This is a genomic window from Bacillus sp. ISL-75, from assembly GCF_018613095.1.
Map to the genome: position 1 here is coordinate 1 of NZ_JAGGQX010000031.1, position 19,272 is coordinate 19,272.

The window sequence follows — 19,272 nt, forward strand, 5'->3', positions numbered from 1 at the left end:
AAGGCTCCCTTCTACTCGACTAGTTGAACAAGACATTACTCAAGGCCAATCTAAAATTGGTCTTTTTTCTTTGATGAATAATCAACAATAAATTAACAGAGCCCTTTTGAAAAAACTGTTTCATTTAGGTACACCCGAATGAGACCTCCGGCAGCTCACGGCAGAAATATATTTATAGTGTCTCAATTAAATGCCTCAAAACCCGGGATAATATTCTAGTGATTTTTATATAAAAGGGCAAATGAAAAAGGGGGACGCCAGGGTTTCAACTACTGAGTAAAAATATAATATAAAAACATAATTTGTAATAAAATCAAAACATATATCATCATATACATTAATATATAATTTATTATTAAAATCATCTCTAATTTTATTGTTTACTACAACAGATAAGTGGTTAATAGTTCTTTCTTGAGAAGGGATCTTAAAAAAACATAAATTCCGATTGTTATGTAAAAAAGTACTGGCCCTTTAATAACTTAACAAGATGATTACGAATCATAATGAAAGAAGAATAGGTAAATAGAAAAACTCTAACCAAATCGCGGTTAGAGTTTTTGTCTATATAGCATTCAGCCAGGATTTTTGCCGATTTCAAATACTGTAATTATTCCAAAAATTCGCCAACCTGAAGGTCCAGAAATAAGTCACCTGAAGGTGACGAGAGCTAATAAAGGTTGGTAGCTATTAAAAGTAAAACGAATAGAAATAGACAGAAGTAAGAAAAAAGGTTGTTAAAAAATAATACCGAAACAATATGACTAAAGTCTGCTAAAGCTAACAACTATTGTTGGGCGTTTTTACCATATTTAATGCTAATGACTCATTTTTAATATAGTTTTAAGATAGTAATATCTGAATATATCGAAAATAGTATATTTTTGTTAAAATATAAATAGAACAAATATTCGCACTATATAACAATATCATATAAGGGAGTTGAGAGAAAAAATACATATGTATGAGATTGATTCAAACAAATACCACGTGAGTTGTTTGCAATATCATATTGCATTTTTTACAAATAATTACATAGTGCTAGAGAAAGAGGAAATAGACTTTATAAAGTCCTATTTTAGAAACGTCTCCACTCGTCATGAATTTAAAATCGTGGGAATGGAGATCCATGGGTACAGCGGTAGACTAGTTATCAATTGCAAAACGACTCATTACATACCCAATCTCATGAAAGCTCTAAAAGGTGGAACAGCAAGGTTTTTATATAAGGAGTTTCCGGAAACAAAAATAAAAAAGGGTGGTAGTCTGTGGGATCAAAGATATTTTATCTCAACTGACAATCGGCTGCTAGATAACTTGGTACAGGACTACAAGAATTAAAAAAGCCTTTCTTAATTTGGAAGAATCCAATATAAGTCGGGGTTAAACTTCAATAAGAACAGTATTGAATCATAACTTTATGAAGTTATCCTTTTTCAAACATGACCAATTTTTATAGACCCTTTATAGCATCAGTTTTGACCAGAAAGGGGATTATCTTTTGAGAAACGATTCTATCGAAAGATCCGTTAATGATTCCATGGTCACTATCGCCGATTACATTTTGCAAATGATCGAACAGACTAAAAGGCAGCAAGAATTAGATATAAAAAAGCTCCCAGTTGACGATGAGCTTTCATTATCGAATGAAGAGAGGGGAGAAGTCGAGTACGAAATTTATTACGCTTTAATAAAAGAACGACAGCCAGATCTTTTTGAATTAAATGGAGACTGTAAAGATATCTTTTCATGGGGTCAGGATAAAAGATTATTTCAAATATTTCAAAATAATGGTCAATTTTATGGTGTTTATAAACAGGAGTTCAAAGAAGCTCACAAAGTTACTGAAGTCTTTCATTCTAAAGAGGAAGTACTTCTGAACACGTTCGGAACCTCCAAATTTGAAAGATTCAGAGGGCATGTACTTTTTCTTTCGAAAGACGGAAAAGCATTCTCTCTCCAGAATAGTCAGCAATTTCGACTGAATTTAATGAAACCTTTTAAAGCCCAAGCATTCTATGAAAATATTGAACAAGCACGATCCTTTATTGTAAAAGACGAACTAAAGAAGGAACCGAAAATTAGAATACAAGCCCTTCGTAGAACGTTAGAGGAATATTATATTCCTTCGGACTTTGTAGGAAAGACTATCACATTAAACAGTATATCTAAAGATAATGAAGGGGTAAGGATCTCTTTTGAAGAGAATGAAATAGAACAAAACATCAGGATACCTAATCTGGATGAAAAATGGTTGGGAAAAATAAGGGACAATCCAAGAATGAATGTAGCCTTTGATGAACTTATCATGGATAGTTGTTCTATTGGAGAAGGTTTTCTTGCCTTTTACGATCTTGAGATAAAGAAAGAGCTTCAAATAAGGCAACAAGATTTTGAGGTGGTCTCAGATGAAGAGGGTTCGTACATTGGGAAGTTAAGTGCGACAGGTGGGGTAAAAAAAATATCACCATACTTCTCTGAAAAGGAGGCCAATGAACAATTAGAAAAGTTGAATCATTATATTCAATTGGAAAAACAGAAAGATAGATACAAGGAAAAAGAAGTGGAACCAAGCATCGAATTCATGGAACTTAGTGAGAAAGACTAAAAGGAGGCAGAGGAAAGTGAAAACGCTCAAAAAATTACAACCCATACTCTTGTTTACAGCCATAGTGTTATGTCTTTATGCGATTCCAGAGCATGCATTTGCAGCTGGCGAGATTGAGGCAAAAGTGAAGGAAGGCCTTAAACAAATTCAATCATTCTTAACAGGAATTGTCGTGATAGTAGGAATCTGTGTAGGTGTCTGGATTATCATTAAAAAATTACCTGGCGTAGACGATCCGCATACGAAAAATGAAATGTTCCGAGGGGTAGGAATGGCACTTGCAGGGGTCGGGTTAGCATCGGCTCTTGTATGGATTGTCCCTTGGGTATATGGATTATTCGCTTAATCGAGGTGGCAAGTATGACTACAAAAGATGATGTAAAAGAAATACTTAAAGAATTATTAGGACAAGAAGATAATCGGAAGGGGAAAACGTTTGTTTTCCCTGACAATGTAAACCGATCTTATAACATAGTGAAAGGTTTATCGATTGGAAACTTTTTTAAATTTATTTTGCCGGCAGTTGTCATTGCAGCAGGAATCCTTCTTATTCCACCCTACTCATTAGGGTTTATGATGGTCAAAATGTTCTTTGTAGCATTGTTGCTATTAAGCTCTTTTACTTTTGCTGTTTTACGTCCCATTACATCTCGTCCAAATATAACCTACAGTAGCTATTTGAAACTAATTTTTAATTACAACAGTAGACAGAAGTTGTTCTTTATGAAACCGAATAAAAGGGATGATTTCCATGGCTAACAATAAAAAGAAAATGGATAAAACCGAATTTGACTATGAAGTGGACACCCTTGTAAAAAAGGGTCAAAGAACGATTCAAGATCTAAGCGTGATAGAAGGTATATATAAGGATTATGTACTTTTGAAAAATGGGTACTTAACTTCTATTCTGCAAGTAAGTGGTATCAATATGGATTTATTAGCTGAGTATGAACAGAATCGCTTATTTGAAGACTATGGATCACTTTTAATGAGCCAAGTCCACGATCAAATACAAACCATCTCAATGACTGTTCCCGTGGATTTGAGATCGTACAACTTAGGTTGGAAAAAACGATATCTTCAAGAACTTGAAAATAAAGAGAATGCCGGAAATGATTATAAGAGAAAATTAATCGCCTCATATATAGATCACTTCCAAGGTATCAGGGTTAAAGATGAAATGTCCACCAAACAACACTTTATTGTTATAAGGGAGAAAATGAACAAACGTACTTTTCAGGATTTAGAACGTGCGGAAAGTATTTTAACAAAAAAGGTGGAGGAAATATCAAACTCTTTACAATCTACTTTCGAGGCCTACGATATGGCGATAAGAAAATTATCTGAAAAAGATACGTTAACTCTGCTTTACCGATACTTTGATTTTGAAATGTCGAAACTTTACGTTTAACCACCCGGGAAGGAGAAAATCATGCCCTTTTCTTTAGCAACACTTTTTCCATTGAAAAAACGTGAAAATAAACAAGAAGAACAGATGCAACAAAGCCATCAAGACTTGCTATATGGGGTTTTAGAGACAGAAGAGCTTAATTCTATCTATCCCTTTGTTTGGAAGGAAAATAAGAGTTTCATAGAAAGTGGAGGAAACTTCATTAAAGTGCTGGCCATTGTTTCTTATCCTAAAGAGCAAAAAGGAAACTGGCTTTCTGACTTGAAACGCTTGAAGGGAAACATTTCTTTTGTCCAATATTTAGAGCCTGCTAACTCTGAGGGAATGATTAGTTATTACAATGACTCTATTAAAAATAAGGATGCTGAACTATTAAAAACAAGAGATCCAGCTACGCGTATCAGATTACAATCAGAACTTGATAGTGCCAGATACCAACTTAATCAGGTTTTAACCAACCGTTCTAACTTTATGTATCTCTACACGTACATTTTCATTCAAGCGATATCCCTAGAAGATTTAAAGACCTTAGAGGACAATGTCCAGAGGATTTGCACAAAATTAAGAATGAAAGCTTTAAACCCTCATTATGCTGCACCAATGGCTTTCTGGTCAGCTTTACCATTAGGCGATAATCAATTAAAAGATTATACCTATCAGATGTGCAACAGTGAAACAGCCTCTTCTTTTTTTCCATTTGATGATTCGGAAATTTGTTACCTATCCCCAAGGGCTCAAGTGGAAGGGATTAATAAGACAACCAATTCATTAGTAGCGATTGATTATTTAGATACGCATCGTACATTAAACCAAAACATGGTCGTTATCGGAACATCCGGCGTTGGTAAATCAACATTTATGGTTCAGAAGATTCTTCGTTGCTTCGCAATGGGAATCAAAGTGTATATCATTGATCCAGAAAGTGAATACTCCCATATCGTGAAAAGTCTCGGTGGAGAAGTGGTACACCTTAGCAGTAATAGTGCAACAAAGATCAATCCTTTGGAGATATTTTCAACAGAAATTACAGACACCGAAGATTTTAATACGGATGCAGAATTCGTCAGAGACCTTGTGAAACAGAAGGTCCAACGTCTTAAGGCGTTTTTTAAAGTTTTAAAAGCCGATTTAACACAGGTTGAATCTAGTATTTTAGACAAGACACTAACCAATCTTTATAATCGCTTTTCAATCAATGAAGAGATTGATTTTAAAAATCTGAAAGCCACTGACTATCCTACTCTTCAAGATTTTTACAATGACTTAGGGGAACTAAAGGAAAATGATTTCGAACGGTATGAAAAAATCCAAGATTTTTATTTTATATTAGAAAGTTATGTTCATGGTTCAAACTCATTATTTAATGGTCACACGAATGTGAATATCAATAATTCCTTATTCTCCTTTAATTTAAAATCACTTCAAAATGAAGTAGATGTACAGGCAGCCTGTTACTTTAACATTTTCGGCTTTCTCTGGGACGAAGTAACAAAAACAAAAGATGAGTTAATTTATCTGTTTATTGATGAATTTCACTTCTTATCAAAAAATCCTGATTCTATGAGATTTTTCTATCAAGCGTATAAACGATTTAGGAAATACAATGCCGGAGCGATTGCAGGTACACAACAAATTATTGATGTTCTAGATACCACTGATAACCTGGGGGCAGCCATGATTGAAAACAGCCATACAAAAGTATTTTTTGGTCTAGACAATAAAGGGGTAGACGATGTAGTGAAAAAGATTAATCTATCCTTTTCTGATGAAGAGATTTCCTTATTACGTGCAAAACGACAAGGAGAAGCGTTAATTATATATGGATCTCAACGTGCTTTTATCAGGGTGGAGCTTACACAAGAAGAACTTCGTCTTTGGAATAAAAAACGATATTTTGAAAAGTATGGGTTGGATCCTGACGAAATCCCAGACTATGAAGCTAGGAACGAAATGACTCCGATTGAAAAAGAGGAAGTACAAAATTTTGTTCTGTAAAGGAAGGACATAATGGTGAAAATCCAATTATTCGAATTCGGAACGTTATTTATTCATCAAAATAACCACTATCGTTTGGAAATACCTGCAAATAAGGTGTTGGCCGAAAGATCAGAAGATTTAAAAGATCTTCAAGAAGATTCACCTTATTTCTTTACTCTACTTGATATAAAAAAAGAAAACGATCGATTTATTCTCGACTATGTGATGGAGGAAGATTACCAATCACTCATTACAGCAAAAGAATATTCACGTGTACTGCGTCTGGCCTTAGTAAACGAGTTGTTGGAGATGGATCAGTTAAATAAAGTAAAAGAGATAGTATTGATTCATCCCAGAAACATTTTCTTTAAAGATATGAAAACACTAAAGTTCCTATATAGAAGCAATCAATGGTTACCCTATGATGACCATATAGAAAAGCTGGAACAGTACAAAATTTTAATTATCTCTATGTTTTCACGTTTCACCTTTGAAAAATATAAACGAGAAAAAGGTAATCTCTTAAAAAAGGAAAAAGATGAATTTCTATTTAGAATTGACAATGCTGAATCTGTTGAGGATTTGAAAGAATTGATTTCCAAGAGACTACAGAAGGAAGAGACCAAACATTTCATCGCATTGGAAACGGAACAACAAAAAATGAAGAAGCAAAGGAGGAGCTTGGCAGGTATATCGATTGGGATTTGTACGGCTGCCGTTGTTTTAGCACTATTCCTTAACCAATCAGCAGTAAATAGAATTCAATCGGTCCATGCGATGGAACTTAAAAAGGCTGAACAAGAATCAAAGTTTTATAAAATGCTAAGTGAAGAAAAATTCGATGAAGCCATTTCCTTTTTGAAAAAAAATAATGGCAGTAATAAGGAGATTGCGAAGGTGTACCTTGAAAAGGGTGAGTATCAAAAGGCAATTGATACCGATAAACGTTTAATTAAACCCACTGTGCAGGCCTTATATAAAGTGAATAATAAGGATGAAATACTTGGGTTAAAAGCTGAAAGTGATTATTTGGAGATCGAAAAGAAAATACTAAGATATGATTATAGCACTTTGTTATCGATGCAAGCATTTGCAAAAGATAAAGACCAACAGCTTCGTATGGGCAAAGCCTTTACAGAACATGGAGATCTTGAAGATGCTAAAAATTTAAATGAAAAGCTGAAAAGCAAAGAGTTAGAGATCACTATTAGAAAAAAAGAATTGGAAAATCAAGTTGCTACGTTAGAACAACAAATAAAAGAGATTAACGAAAACGTAAAACCAGAAGACAAACAAAAAGAGCTTGATTTCAAAAACAAGGAACTTAAAAACGCGATAGCCGAGATAGAGAAAATTAATAAAGAATTGTGGTGAAATAAGTGGCAGCATTAGCCGCTGTTAAGGGGACTGTTTTTGTTGTTAGGAACTGGAAGGAAATCACGGTAGGAGTCGTTTTCGCTTTCATACTCATGGCCGGGTTGCTGCTTGGAATGAATACCTCTGAACAACAGCCGATTGAGAACATTAATTCACCATTTGGTGCAGCTGATGTCCCACCAAATATTGCGCAATGGAGAGGATTAGTTAGTGAATATACGAGCAAGTATGGAATACCTGAATACACAGATTTCCTTCTAGCTCTTATGTATCAAGAATTAGGGAATTCTCAAACGTTAGATATTATGCAAAGTTCCGAATCTGCTGGGCTGCCACCGAACTCTATACAAGATCCTGTTATGTCCGTCAATTTTGGTGTTAAACATTTTAAATCAGTGTTACAACAAGGGCAAAAAGATGGAGTTGATTTTGCTGCTATCGTTCAATCTTATAACTTTGGTTCTGGTTACCTTAATTTTGTTGCCTCAAATGGAGGGAAACATTCAGTTGAATTAGCTCAAGCGTTCTCCTTGAATCAATCTAGCAAACTAGGATGGAGCTGTTCGGATTGGAGAGCGCCTTACTGTTACGGCGACTTTACATATGTACAAAAAGTGATGGAAAATCTAATGCCTACCAGTATGGTTGTAGGTGGTGGAGATGTTTCTCCATTGGGGGAACAAGCATTTAATGTGATTATTTCAGAAGCACAAAAATATGTAGGTTGGCCTTATGTATGGGGAGGTGCACACCCTAATACAGGATTTGATTGCTCAGGCTTTACACAATGGACATTTGCTCAGGCTGGCATAAAGCTACCTCGAACAGCTCAGGAACAGTACGATGTATCTTCAAAAATCTCACCTGCTGAAGCTAAGCCCGGCGACTTTGTCTTTTATACTGGTACATATGAGACCGACAAATACATCACACATATAGGCATATACATGGGAAACGGAATAATGTTTGATTCAAATGGTTCAGGTATAGGAAACCATGACATTAATTCCCCTTACTGGCAATCCCATCTGGTTGGTTTTGGTAGAGTGATCCATTAGGAGGAAAACACCTTGATTAAAGTATTGGCTGTTCTGCTTGGAATATCTATTTTAGCAAATGTGATCTTGGGATTTATGTACATTGGTCAAAGAACAATGGTCACCCAAGCAGAGGAAATAAACAAAGAAACCAAAAAACAGATGGTTCAGTTAAAAAACGAATCGCATAAAAAGGAAAAAGCACTTACTACCTTTCAACAGAATGAAGCCTTTTATGAAATTGAACATAGTGAAGAGATTAAAAGTTTTGTAGATGGAACTTTTAGAGAATTATTTAATTACGATAACAAAAATTATGCTGCCCGTTTTGATCAGGTCCGCGATAAACTAGCAGAGTCCGTCATTTCAAAACTAAAAGCTTCTGGAGAAATGGGAAGTACACAAATTGAATTCAAAAATGAAGTGCAGGCTTTAAATGTCTATCTAAGTGCGGTTGAAAAGAACCAAGCAAAAGCTCTTGTAAACATGGAAACACAATACTCAGTGGGCGGAAGCCAATTCCCAAGAAAAAACCAAATGTATGAAGTAACGCTTGCTCAAAGCGGAGATAGATGGTTAGTTGATAAATTAGAGTTAATGGGATCTTTCGAACCCTTTGAAGAGAACTAGTTATGCAGTGATTATAAGGTAATCCAAAAGGAGAGAAACCCATGAATATGTTTGGACTACGCCTATTGTTAACGGTCTTTTTACTAATCCTTCTTGAACTGATCGTAATTAATATAGCCGGAATTCTTCCGTTTATTGCAGCGCACCGGGATAATCTATCTGATGCTCCATATTTCGAATTTATAACGGATAACCTACTGCATCCGATTGAGAATTCAACTCTCATGATTGAAGAGAAAAATCCTCTTTTCTTCTTAGGTAGTGGAGCAGTTATCCTATTATCCTTCTATGCTACTTTTTTTATGAAAGGCGCCAAAGGCAAATATCAGTTAGCAGACAAATACGGTGTTCATGGTTCAAGCCGATTCGCTCACAAGCATGAAATATTTAAACAGGGCGAGATAGTTGGGGTTCCGGTAAATCAACTCATGAAAGATCTTGAAGCTAGTTTGCTAGTTTCTAAGGAGGAGAAGTGATATGGCTGTGGATTACATGAAAAATAACGGAATCATAGCCGGTATTTTGAATCAGGCAATTATTGTGCAGCCAACAGATTCAAACCTTCCTAACAGAAACCACTTTGTAGCCGGTGGACCTGGATCTTCCAAAACACAAGGGTATGTCGTAACCAATGTGTTACACGAAAAGGAATGTTCTTTAGTGGTGACAGATCCGAAAGGTGAGGTCTATGAAATGACTTCTGAAATTAAACGAAGACAAGGCTATGAAGTACATGTGGTGAATTTTTCAGAAATGGAGTATTCAGATTGCTATAATCCTTTTGATTATGTCAGGGAGGAAATTCAAGCATCTACCGTAGCAAATGCGATAGTTGCTTCTAAAAATGACCCTAAACGAAAAGATTTTTGGTATAATGCTCAGTTTAGCTTGTTAAAAGCATTAATCCTGTATGCTGTTCACGAATTGCCGCCCAATCAACGCAACATGAAAGGTGTTTTGGATTTTTTACAAGAGTTTGATCCAGAGGAAAGTAATGATGGTGCCAGTGAATTAGATGAGCAATTTTTAAGACTAGATAAATCGCATCCAGCAAGAAGAGCATATGAGTTAGGATTTAAAAAGTCCCAAGAAAAAACTAGGGCAAACATTATCATATCTTTACTGACAACAATAGGTGACTTTACCTCCAGTTCGGTTTCTCGGTTTACGAGTTTCTCAGATTTCTTTTTAGGGGATGTAGGAAAAAGGAAAATAGCTTTATATGTTATTATTCCAGTAATGGATTCTACATGGGAAGGCCTAATTAATTTATTTTTTAATCAAATGTTTCAGGAATTGTATAAAGTAGGGGCTAAAAACAGGGCAAAACTCCCTCATCCTGTGGTTTTTATCTTAGACGAATTCCCGAATTTAGGGAAGTTTCCGGACTATGAAAGGTTCTTAGCAACCTGTCGTGGGTACGGAATTGGTGTTCTTACGATTGTTCAAAACATAACTCAATTGCAAGAAAAATATGGGCGGGAACAAGCTGAATCCATTTTAGGTAACTGTGGAACAAAAATTTGCTTAGGGAATGTAAACGAAACAACCGCAAAATACTTTTCACAGTTAATGGGGAAAACAACCGCTAAAGTAGAGACAGGTTCGTCTTCAGAATCTAAAGGGAAATCATCAAGTACTTCTTCTTCATCTAGTTACTCATATGCAGCACGGAACCTAATGAATGAAGATGAAATTCTAACCATGCATAAAGATGATTGCATTATTATCATTACTGGAAAACACCCAATAAAGGCGAAAAAGGCGTACCAATATCTCTTGTTTCCAAATATTACAAACTCATTTTATGTTAGTCAATTAGACTATCAAAATAGCCCTTCACAAGAGGTGTTACACTGGTTTGAAGAGAAAAAAGGGGAATACGAAGAATACATTGAATCGGATGAGTGGAAAGTAGCGTTACAAAAAGCTGAGATTAAATTGCATGAAAAACAAATAAAAGAAGCTGAGAAAGAGGCAGAAAAGCAAGAAGAGCTTGCCATGAGCTTTTTTTCTCAAATGAATTCAACTCCAAGCGTTAATCCATCAAAAGAGGGGAGCCCTTTAAATTGAAAAAAATAGCAATGCTTATACTTGTATTAATGGTAAGTACATTTCTTGCAGCTTGTAATGGAAGTGGAAATCAATTTGATCCAAAGGTTGAGCAAGAAAAAGCTACAAAGGTAATGAATAGTGTTTTAACTTCCTTTAATGATGAAGAAAAGTTAGCTGAAGCAAAAACACGTGATGAAGCAAATCAAATTGCATGGGAGAAAATTAAGGGGAAAAATGCTAAGGCAATCTCTAAGGATCTAAGCGAAAAAGGTCAAAAACTACTATTATATATATTAACTGTAAACAAAGCGGAAGACCTACCAAACGGTGAAACAAAATCAAACTTATTATTTAGTCAAGGTGCGAAAGTAAAAAGTGTCAGTTTAAATGAAACTGAAAAAAAGTTCACTTTTGATATGGAACGTTACGAGATTGATCATAAATTAATCACCCTAGAAAAGCAGGAAGGTGTTTGGAAAATTGTAAAAGTTGAAGACCCTAAATAAGAGGTGAGTAAACTTGTTTAATTTTAAGGAGAAAATTGTTGAGGCTATTCAAGGGATGTTAGAAGACTTCATTGAATGGGCACTTCTAATGTGTAATGATTTGTTACTAAAACAAAATCCTGAAATTCAGTTCTTTACTACAGTCAATAATTTCTTGCTTGCCCTAACCTCAACAATAGCAGTAACCATTGTTTTATATAAGATCATCGAAGTCATGTCAAGGAACGCTGCAGGAGATGCCATTTCATACGGACCCGTTATTGTTAATACGTTAAAAAGTGCCTTGTTGATCCCTGCAATGCCCTTCATTCAGAAGATTTTGTTAGAACAGGTCGCCTATAACATGGGGAACTGGATGATTGGAGAAGGAAGTAAGGTTAGCAAGGAAAAAATCAATGATATGTTTGATCCAAATAACTTTGACACGCTCCATTTTCAGGGTGCTGCACTCCTTATCTTACTATCCGTATTTGCAGTAGCATTTATAGCATTCTTATTTTCAGTTGCTGTATTCCATGCAGACATCATGTTCCTATATTTACTATCTCCCTTGGCTTGTGTATCAGTCATTGCTGATGATAATGAATACTTGGGTGTCTGGTGGCGCGAATTATTAAGTCAGATTGTAACAATTATTGCGAAAATCTTCTTATTCGTTGTAGCATTAAGTATTTTAATTAATGAAAATATAACATTTCTCAATTTTCTTTTACTAATGGGATGTTGTATTCTCCTAATTAAAAGTCCGTCCGTACTTAGAAACATGTGGTATTCAACGGGATCTGGAAGAGGGATGATGGGCGCGATGGGTGGTACAACAAAATTAGTTGCTAGACGATTTTTATTAAAACGATGAATAATAATAGGCTGACTCAAGATGATGATATGATTATTCTGGGGAAAGCCTAATTTTTGTTTTTTAGTGTACATTTATTTAATTTATACGGTTTTACATATCGTGACATACAGTTTATGGTTTGCCTTCACTATATCATATCTATTTTTTCTAAAAAATATAGTTTAATGACAAAATCAAAATATATAACATCATATATGTTATAGTATATAAAAAAATATAATCTAACTTTAACATATATAACAATAATATATTTGTTTTTGAAAAAAATATAATCTTTAACAACATTAATAAAAATAATTATGGTGTATATAGGATGAAACATTACGCGAAAAAGTATTTGGAATAGTTATATTTCACACTCTACCTCTTCATTGTTTCATCTTTGGCAGGTAGTGTTGTTTATAGACAATCGAATTAAAAATATTATTCTTTAAAAACATTTCCGTTAAAAGTCCGCATTCATAGAGCGAAAAAGATTGTTCGAAAAAAGTTTGTACCTATGGTCACTACGGGAGCAAATGAATGAAGCATTTAGATAACATATTAAGAAAATTGATAATAGCCGGTGGTATTTCCTTTTGTATGTATAGAATTAAAACCCTCTTGAATCGGAATGTCCGTATAATAAAAAATTTTTTTAAGATACTTCGTAAGCTTCAAATTATGTTTGAAATAATTTAACTCAATTATCATATTAGAAAATCAGTGAACGAATTTACTATAATTAAGAAAACATTTTTATTCGTTGTAGCTATAAGTATTTTAATCAATGAAAATATAACGTTTCTCAATTTCCTTTTACTCATGGGTTGTTGTATTCTCTTTATCAAGAGTCCGTCAGTTCTTAGAAATATGGCGGGTTCTGGAAGAGGAATAGTCGGAGCTATGGGAGGAACATCCAAGCTGGTAGCAAGAAGAATTCTATTAAAAAGATAAAACAAAGGCGACTTCAATATGGTCTTATTAGTACTTAATTCTTGTTTTAATGGCAATTCTCAAATAATAATTTTTTTATTGGAAATATTGAGATTTATTAATTGGAGAGTTTGTTTCCACACTCAACACACGTGGAATGCATAGCACAACTTGTAATGAAATAAGAAATGGCTCAATTATAAAAACTGAGCTATTTCTTATTTAAGCTTAGTGTTCCATTAATTAGTTATAATTCGGGGTGTCAAAGGCACCTTTATTAATGTTGTTTTACCTCCATATTGATTATATTTTCAGCGTCTAAATAACCATTGCCTTGGATGTATGGGTCTTGTCCCATATCTTCACATGCTTTAATAAGATGTAGTTTGATGTCGTCGGGGGATTGGTTTGGGTTGTTTTGCAGCATTTGTGCTACTACTCCTGCACATATCGGAGTGGCCATTGGGGTCCCGGATAATGAAAAATAGTTTGTATCGACACGTGATGATGAATTTGTTTTATCAAGAAAAGATCCCGGTGAACGCAATGAAATAATATTTACGCCAGGCGTTACAAGATCAGGTTTCATAAGCCCATCAATGGTTGGACCGCGGCTTGAAAAATCGGCTACCGTATCATCGGAACGATCCACCGTATTATAATCGTTGGCAGCTCCTACCGTAATAATTTTTGGGCTTGTCCCAGGGCTTGCAATCGTTTGTTGTGAAGGGCCTGAATTACCAGCTGCCACACAAACTACCATTCCATTATCCCATGCTTTTTCAACAGCTTTTACGACAGGATCGTCTTCAGCAGGCTGTTGTGCATCACTGCCAAGCGATAATGAAAGAATGTTGATATTTAATTGTCTTGATTTTGGATGCACCAATCAACACCGGAAATGACAGTGGAAAGTGAACCAGATCCCATTTTATCAAGAACCTTTACTCCGACTAAATTAGCTTCAGGTGCAGGTCCTTTATATTTTCCACCGGATAATGATCCGTTGCCTGCTGCATCTCCTGCACAGTGGGTACCGTGACCATTATCATCATATGGAGAAGTTCTATTATTAATAAAATCTTTAAACCCTTTGATCCGCCCTTGTAAATCTTCGTGTGGATGGATGCCCGTATCAATAATTGCTAGGGTTACATCCTTTCCTGTTAAGCCGTTTTGCTGTAATTGGCCGGAGTGAATGGAAGGGGTGGCTTTATCGAGGAGGGCTGTCACTTTTCGATCATAGTAGACTTTCTTTATGTGTGAATGCAATTATCGAGTAAATACTCTATTTTTTCGATGGATAATGTAGTAGAGCAACAGGAAATGGAAGGATGCTGTTTCAGTGTGCTGGAATTTGTATTTTTAACATCATTTATGCCCTGCTCAAAACAATCTACCTCAAACTCAATGACTAATGGTAACTTCTTTGCCTTCTTGCTTAAATATTCAATGGGTCGGTGCAAAAAACATGGAATATTGCGAAATGGGGAATAGATTTGAAGTAATTCTTGCCTTATGTTTCTATCAAGTTTATGTCCATTTCGCCGAACCAGTTGAATAATTGAAAAACCTAACATGAACATTCATTCCTCTCTTGAAATTTTTGTAACAAGATATTCTACGCAAATTTTTAATAGATGGAATGATTAAAACGTTTAACAAATGATAAAAAGGGAAAAAAGGTAGAAAAAAGTTAGCTTTTTAGCTCTTTTAGGACTTTCTCTAGATTTTGCCTTGCTTCATTAATCATTCTTTCATATAGACCCAAAATAGATTGACCATAATTAGTACCCGGTACAGCCCATTTTCCGTTTAAACCAACCCATGTTGTAGCAGACCCTCTTGCTACAAGGTCAAAACGAGGATCCACTAATGGATATTCATCTAGTAACGGTTTAGTAGATGCATAGGCAAATAAATGTTGCAAATGGGCGAGTACTCCTTCTCTTGGGGTATCAAAGCTTGCGCCAGGATTATCCGGCCCAGTTGCGCCTAATCCGCAATAATTGTTCTGCTCAGGCTGCACGACCCCGGTAAATCGAAGATAGTCTGTTTCGTGCATGGCTTGTGCAAAGGCAATGTCACCTCTGATTCCATAATATTCTCCGAAAGTTAAATAATAAATCCCTAAATCAAGCGCTTCAGGATTGATATTTTTAACAAATAGATTCATATGTTCGGGAGAGAGAAAGGTTTGACCTAGTATTGAATACCCAGATGGACCTTCTTCATTAGAAGTGTCACTTGTGTTTTCAGCAATAATAAAGGCATCATGAATCCCTGCATTTTTGACTTCTTCCAAACGTTTTTCTGCATTATCACGGTTTGAAAAGGCCCCTGCTTGAACCCTGTACCAAGTGTCACCTGAGATTGAAACGGTATCAACAAACGATTCAATTCCTTTTGAGCGAAGAAATGTTACGCGTTCGTCCGCATTATCTTTTGACTTGAATGACCCAGCTATTACTTTGTAAATCGCTCCGGGCTCGGAATCATTTGTTTTACTTTTAAGGTTAAATGCTTTTGCTACACCATTTGCATGACCTTGTGCCACTTTTTGACGCCATGCAGACTGTTTCATCAGTGCGGCATCTTGTGCATTATCGATAAAACCATTTTCCGATAAAAGTGCAGGCATAGCGGATTCGCGTAGAACATGGAAATTTGCTTTTTTCTGGCCGCGGTCTTGCAGCTGATTCAATTTCATTACCTCTGCATGGATAATGGTCTGATATTTTGCAGTCGCGGAAGAGTTGGATTGGCTGGTGTGAATAAAGTCTTCGTATCCCCTCGCAGAGCCATTAAAAGCATTGCAGTGAATCGACAAATAAAAATCGGCGCCCCAAGAATTCGCCTCATTTGTTCGCTGGCTCAAGCTCTTACTCGTATCGCCTGTACGGCTCATCTTTACTTGAACATTTTCATAATTATTCGTTAAGATAGAACGTATTTTAAGCGCAATATCTAAAGTAATATCTTTTTCTCTTAGTCCGTTGCCTGCCGCGCCGGGGTCGGAGCCGCCATGACCTGGATCTAAATAAAGTTTCATCAAATATCCTCCATTCTTTTTTTTATAATAATCTTCCATCTATATATGTATGTTAAAAATTGAAATTTGAATGGGACAAAGTGTTATTTTATTACTGATTTAATGATTTTTCAGCTTAAGCGAATATTATAAGGCTAAAGCTCTTTAAAACACGTGTGAACTCACCAACACCCCATGTGTTGCCACATACACTCTGGACATGTGGAGTGCTGTTCACTACTTATTAGAAGAGATTAATAAAAGAAGCAGCAGTGAGTATTATTTAAATGATTTGACAGTAAACAAAAACATTCCTGGAAAGAACGTCGTTTACTTATTACTTAACATTTATTGTCTAATTTCTGTTTTTCAATAATATCCCTTACTATATCCTCAACGGTTACCCGAAACAACATAATATAAAAATATTTCAAAGGATTTTATTGCAGTTAAAAAGCCGTATCAATTGAGTGATACGGCTTTTGCGCCTGCCATAGTTTATAAAAATAGAGAGGCCTATTGAGCTTTGGCTTTGGTAATAAGACCCTCAGTTCTCTCTCTTACTTGAGGAACAGAAAGGCCTATAATGATTTGAACCGCTGTTCCCTTTCGGACAAAGCCATGGGCACGGCCGGCACGAAAAACACTATCCGCCTGTACTTTTGTTTCATCTATCACGCTGACACGCAGGCGAGTAGCACAATTTGTCACAGCTGCAATATTATCCGCTCCGCCTAAGGCTTCAAGAACAAGCAGGGCCTGATTCGAATAAGCATCTGTAGGAGCTGCTCCATCTTTTGAATCTTGTTGTTTTTTCACTCGATAGTTCTTTTTTGTAAAAAGCTTGGTGTCTGCTCCATTTTCTTTTTCACGACCTGGTGTTGCCACATTCAGTTTTACAATCAAGTAACGGAAAAAAAAGAAGTAAATAGATGTAAAGGAAAGACCAATAATCCATTGCGTTACATAGGTCATCCAATGATTTTTAAAGAGTGGTACCCAGTTCATAGTCGCAGTTTCTATCAATCCCCCACTCATGTTTCCAACAACACCAAAGGCATACATAATAGCCGCCATTGTACCTGCTAAACATGCATGTACGATAAATAGAACTGGGGAAATGAATAGGAAAGTAAATTCAATTGGTTCTGTTATACCAGCAACAATCGCAGTTAAGGTACGTCTACCACTATGGGAAAATGCTGAAACATGCCGACAAACAATTTTAGAATTTATTCTAAGGGCGCGGGGAGTATTTTATGAATGGTCAGCGTGTTCATGAATTTTTATAAGAAATGAACCGTGAAGTCTTGTCAAAATACGATATAATAACGGTCGGCGAATGTCTAGGCGCATCAGTGGAAGATGCTAATTTAAATCACTTACTACAACAGTCAATTCCTTTTGTTGTTCAAATTCTCTATTTAACACATTTTTAACTTTAGATTCATTACATTTTTCCACATAAGGCTTAAACTTGGCAACTGTATATTTCGATACGAGTCCATTTTCTTTCATGATTCTACCGATTCGTCGTCTCGAAGAGACTATACCAAGCTTTTTTAATTCATGTTTAATCTTACGTGTACCATAGTTCTGACGGCTTTTGTGAAAAATTTCTATAATGGTTTCTGTAAGTTCATGATATTTTTAGATGGCTCTTTTGCCTCGTAGTAATAGGTACTTCTAGGTAGTTGTAGGACATCGCACATTGCTGATATCGAGTATTTGTGTCGATTATTTTTGATCACATTTACTTTCGTCCTATTATCAGCGCTGCTTGCTTTAAAATGTCATTCTCCATCAATAAACGTTGGTTTTCTTTACGAAGTTTAATCAACTCTTCTTCTTCCGGAGTTCTATTGTCCTTCTCTTTAAAAGAACCGGAGGTTTGACTTTGTTTCACCCATTTATCTAATGCAGAAGGCGTTAGATCGTATTCGCTAATAATATCTTTTCTAGGTTTACCATTTTCATATAACTTGACCATTTGAGCTTTAAATTCAGGGGTAAATGTCCTTCGAGCCTTATTCATATTGTCTTTCCTCCATAACTGAATAGGATAAAGTAGACTTCCTAATTTTGTGGGTAACCACCGCAACTTGACAAGGAGCCTCTGCGGGCATGCTTTCCCAGCCAGGAAACCAGATGACAAATACATCTGGCTTGCCGAACAGGCTAGCATACCCGCCTCTCCTAGTAAAGTTGCTAGGAGGATCTCTTATGCTAAAGCAGTATGCCCTGATTTAGCGGTTAGTCTACTTGACCTTAATTTTTTTGTTAAGTTAAGTGTAGCCGATTCAAAATATCTTTTCAGCTATGTGAGTTCCTAAAAGAAACCAATAGGGTTGTACAATGATAGATTGTAATACCGGTGCCTACACCTAGTAACAAAAAGAGAGAATTGTGTCCATGGCGTAGGAAAAATGAGACAACGTTAACACAGTTATGGAGGACGTCCTAAAGGAGAAAGAGAGACGCTAGAAATCAGCCGAACCTTTGGGCAGTGGTTTGTCTCTTTCGTGGTAGAGCTGGAGCAGCACTTGTTTGCAATCCTACACAAGTGGCAGAGAAGATGAAGGAATATTCTGCCTTGGTATCGATACATTTGTGCTATCTGGATACCCTCATTTAGAGGGAACATATTAATTCGCTGAGTTAGTATTTCCGCTTTTACCGCTGAACAAAAGAGACACCATCAACATAACTCAACAAAACAATCAGCTAATTGGATAAATCATTGCAAATCAGTATATTCCGTAAACAGTCGATAGGATGGGATTTGTTAATCTCTTAAATATTTGGTATGTCAACACTAAATCAAACATTTTTTTTAAGGGATAAGTTTCGATAAGTCACCGGACTT

General features: G+C 35.8%; 14 protein-coding genes and 4 pseudogenes. 14 read left to right on the top strand and 4 right to left on the bottom strand.

What is annotated here, in order from left to right; all coding sequences use genetic code 11:
• Positions 1 to 960 precede the first annotated feature (960 nt).
• From tnpA to J7E63_RS14830, 13 genes are all read left to right on the top strand, one after another.
• Positions 961 to 1,341 (top strand): IS200/IS605 family transposase, encoded by a 381-nt coding sequence (tnpA, locus tag J7E63_RS30520; protein ID WP_215013571.1) that lies wholly within the window; start codon positions 961 to 963, stop codon positions 1,339 to 1,341.
• Between the two features lie 223 nt (positions 1,342 to 1,564).
• Positions 1,565 to 2,608 (top strand): hypothetical protein, encoded by a 1,044-nt coding sequence (locus J7E63_RS14775; RefSeq protein WP_215013573.1) that lies wholly within the window; start codon positions 1,565 to 1,567, stop codon positions 2,606 to 2,608.
• Between the two features lie 16 nt (positions 2,609 to 2,624).
• Positions 2,625 to 2,954, top strand: coding sequence for a CagC family type IV secretion system protein (locus J7E63_RS14780; protein WP_308160517.1), 330 nt, complete (start codon positions 2,625 to 2,627; stop codon positions 2,952 to 2,954).
• A 14-nt stretch (positions 2,955 to 2,968) separates the two neighbouring features.
• Positions 2,969 to 3,367, top strand: a complete 399-nt coding sequence (locus J7E63_RS14785; protein ID WP_215013575.1) for a hypothetical protein — start codon at positions 2,969 to 2,971, stop codon at positions 3,365 to 3,367.
• On the top strand, positions 3,360 to 4,019 hold the full coding sequence (gene trsD / locus J7E63_RS14790; RefSeq protein WP_215013576.1) for a TrsD/TraD family conjugative transfer protein: 660 nt from the start codon (positions 3,360 to 3,362) through the stop codon (positions 4,017 to 4,019). Before J7E63_RS14785 ends, trsD begins: the two co-directional genes overlap by 8 nt.
• Before the next feature lie 21 nt (positions 4,020 to 4,040).
• A complete protein-coding gene (locus J7E63_RS14795; protein WP_215013585.1) occupies positions 4,041 to 6,014 on the top strand; it encodes a VirB4 family type IV secretion system protein in 1,974 nt (657 codons plus the stop codon).
• Positions 6,015 to 6,026: 12 nt separating this feature from the next.
• Positions 6,027 to 7,370, top strand: a complete 1,344-nt coding sequence (locus J7E63_RS14800; RefSeq protein ID WP_215013587.1) for a type VII secretion protein EssB/YukC — start codon at positions 6,027 to 6,029, stop codon at positions 7,368 to 7,370.
• A 5-nt stretch (positions 7,371 to 7,375) separates the two neighbouring features.
• The gene (locus tag J7E63_RS14805; RefSeq protein WP_215013589.1) at positions 7,376 to 8,431 is read left to right on the top strand and encodes a bifunctional lytic transglycosylase/C40 family peptidase; all 1,056 of its coding nucleotides are present in this window, start codon (positions 7,376 to 7,378) and stop codon (positions 8,429 to 8,431) included.
• 12 nt (positions 8,432 to 8,443) lie between these two features.
• Positions 8,444 to 9,040 (top strand): hypothetical protein, encoded by a 597-nt coding sequence (locus J7E63_RS14810; RefSeq protein WP_214998208.1) that lies wholly within the window; start codon positions 8,444 to 8,446, stop codon positions 9,038 to 9,040.
• Between the two features lie 41 nt (positions 9,041 to 9,081).
• Positions 9,082 to 9,516 (top strand): hypothetical protein, encoded by a 435-nt coding sequence (locus J7E63_RS14815; RefSeq protein ID WP_215013591.1) that lies wholly within the window; start codon positions 9,082 to 9,084, stop codon positions 9,514 to 9,516.
• Position 9,517: 1 nt separating this feature from the next.
• Positions 9,518 to 11,113, top strand: a complete 1,596-nt coding sequence (locus tag J7E63_RS14820) for a VirD4-like conjugal transfer protein, CD1115 family (protein WP_215013593.1) — start codon at positions 9,518 to 9,520, stop codon at positions 11,111 to 11,113.
• Positions 11,110 to 11,601 (top strand): hypothetical protein, encoded by a 492-nt coding sequence (locus J7E63_RS14825; protein ID WP_214732756.1) that lies wholly within the window; start codon positions 11,110 to 11,112, stop codon positions 11,599 to 11,601. The genes J7E63_RS14820 and J7E63_RS14825 overlap by 4 nt, the downstream gene beginning before the upstream one ends.
• A 13-nt stretch (positions 11,602 to 11,614) precedes the next feature.
• Entirely contained in the window at positions 11,615 to 12,457 is an 843-nt protein-coding gene (locus tag J7E63_RS14830) for a conjugal transfer protein TrbL family protein (RefSeq protein WP_215013595.1), read from the top strand.
• Between the two features lie 1,195 nt (positions 12,458 to 13,652).
• Here J7E63_RS14830 and J7E63_RS14835 read toward each other — a convergent pair.
• The 4 genes and pseudogenes from J7E63_RS14835 to J7E63_RS29640 all read right to left on the bottom strand — a co-directional run.
• Positions 13,653 to 14,955 (bottom strand): annotated as a pseudogene (locus J7E63_RS14835) (S8 family peptidase).
• Between the two features lie 116 nt (positions 14,956 to 15,071).
• The gene (locus tag J7E63_RS14840; RefSeq protein ID WP_251033547.1) at positions 15,072 to 16,427 is read right to left on the bottom strand and encodes an N-acetylmuramoyl-L-alanine amidase; all 1,356 of its coding nucleotides are present in this window, start codon (positions 16,425 to 16,427) and stop codon (positions 15,072 to 15,074) included.
• Positions 16,428 to 16,922: 495 nt separating this feature from the next.
• A pseudogene (locus tag J7E63_RS14845) lies at positions 16,923 to 17,585 on the bottom strand (glucose PTS transporter subunit EIIB); the annotation flags it as partial.
• Between the two features lie 195 nt (positions 17,586 to 17,780).
• A pseudogene (locus J7E63_RS29640) lies at positions 17,781 to 18,441 on the bottom strand (IS3 family transposase); the annotation flags it as partial.
• A 427-nt stretch (positions 18,442 to 18,868) separates the two neighbouring features.
• Between J7E63_RS29640 and J7E63_RS29645 the strand changes: the two are divergent.
• Positions 18,869 to 19,142, top strand: a pseudogene (locus J7E63_RS29645) (alkanesulfonate monooxygenase); the annotation flags it as partial.
• Positions 19,143 to 19,272: the final 130 nt, after the last annotated feature.

Excerpts from the sequence above, each read along its gene's own strand:
- tnpA (WP_215013571.1), top strand. The coding sequence starts at position 961 with ATGTATGAGATTGATTCAAACAAATACCACGTGAGTTGTTTGCAATAT.
- J7E63_RS14785 (WP_215013575.1), top strand. The coding sequence starts at position 2,969 with ATGACTACAAAAGATGATGTAAAAGAAATACTTAAAGAATTATTAGGA.
- trsD (WP_215013576.1), top strand. The coding sequence starts at position 3,360 with ATGGCTAACAATAAAAAGAAAATGGATAAAACCGAATTTGACTATGAA.
- J7E63_RS14795 (WP_215013585.1), top strand. The coding sequence starts at position 4,041 with ATGCCCTTTTCTTTAGCAACACTTTTTCCATTGAAAAAACGTGAAAAT.
- J7E63_RS14800 (WP_215013587.1), top strand. The coding sequence starts at position 6,027 with ATGGTGAAAATCCAATTATTCGAATTCGGAACGTTATTTATTCATCAA.
- J7E63_RS14815 (WP_215013591.1), top strand. The coding sequence starts at position 9,082 with ATGAATATGTTTGGACTACGCCTATTGTTAACGGTCTTTTTACTAATC.
- J7E63_RS14820 (WP_215013593.1), top strand. The coding sequence starts at position 9,518 with ATGGCTGTGGATTACATGAAAAATAACGGAATCATAGCCGGTATTTTG.
- J7E63_RS14840 (WP_251033547.1), bottom strand. The coding sequence starts at position 16,427 with ATGAAACTTTATTTAGATCCAGGTCATGGCGGCTCCGACCCCGGCGCG.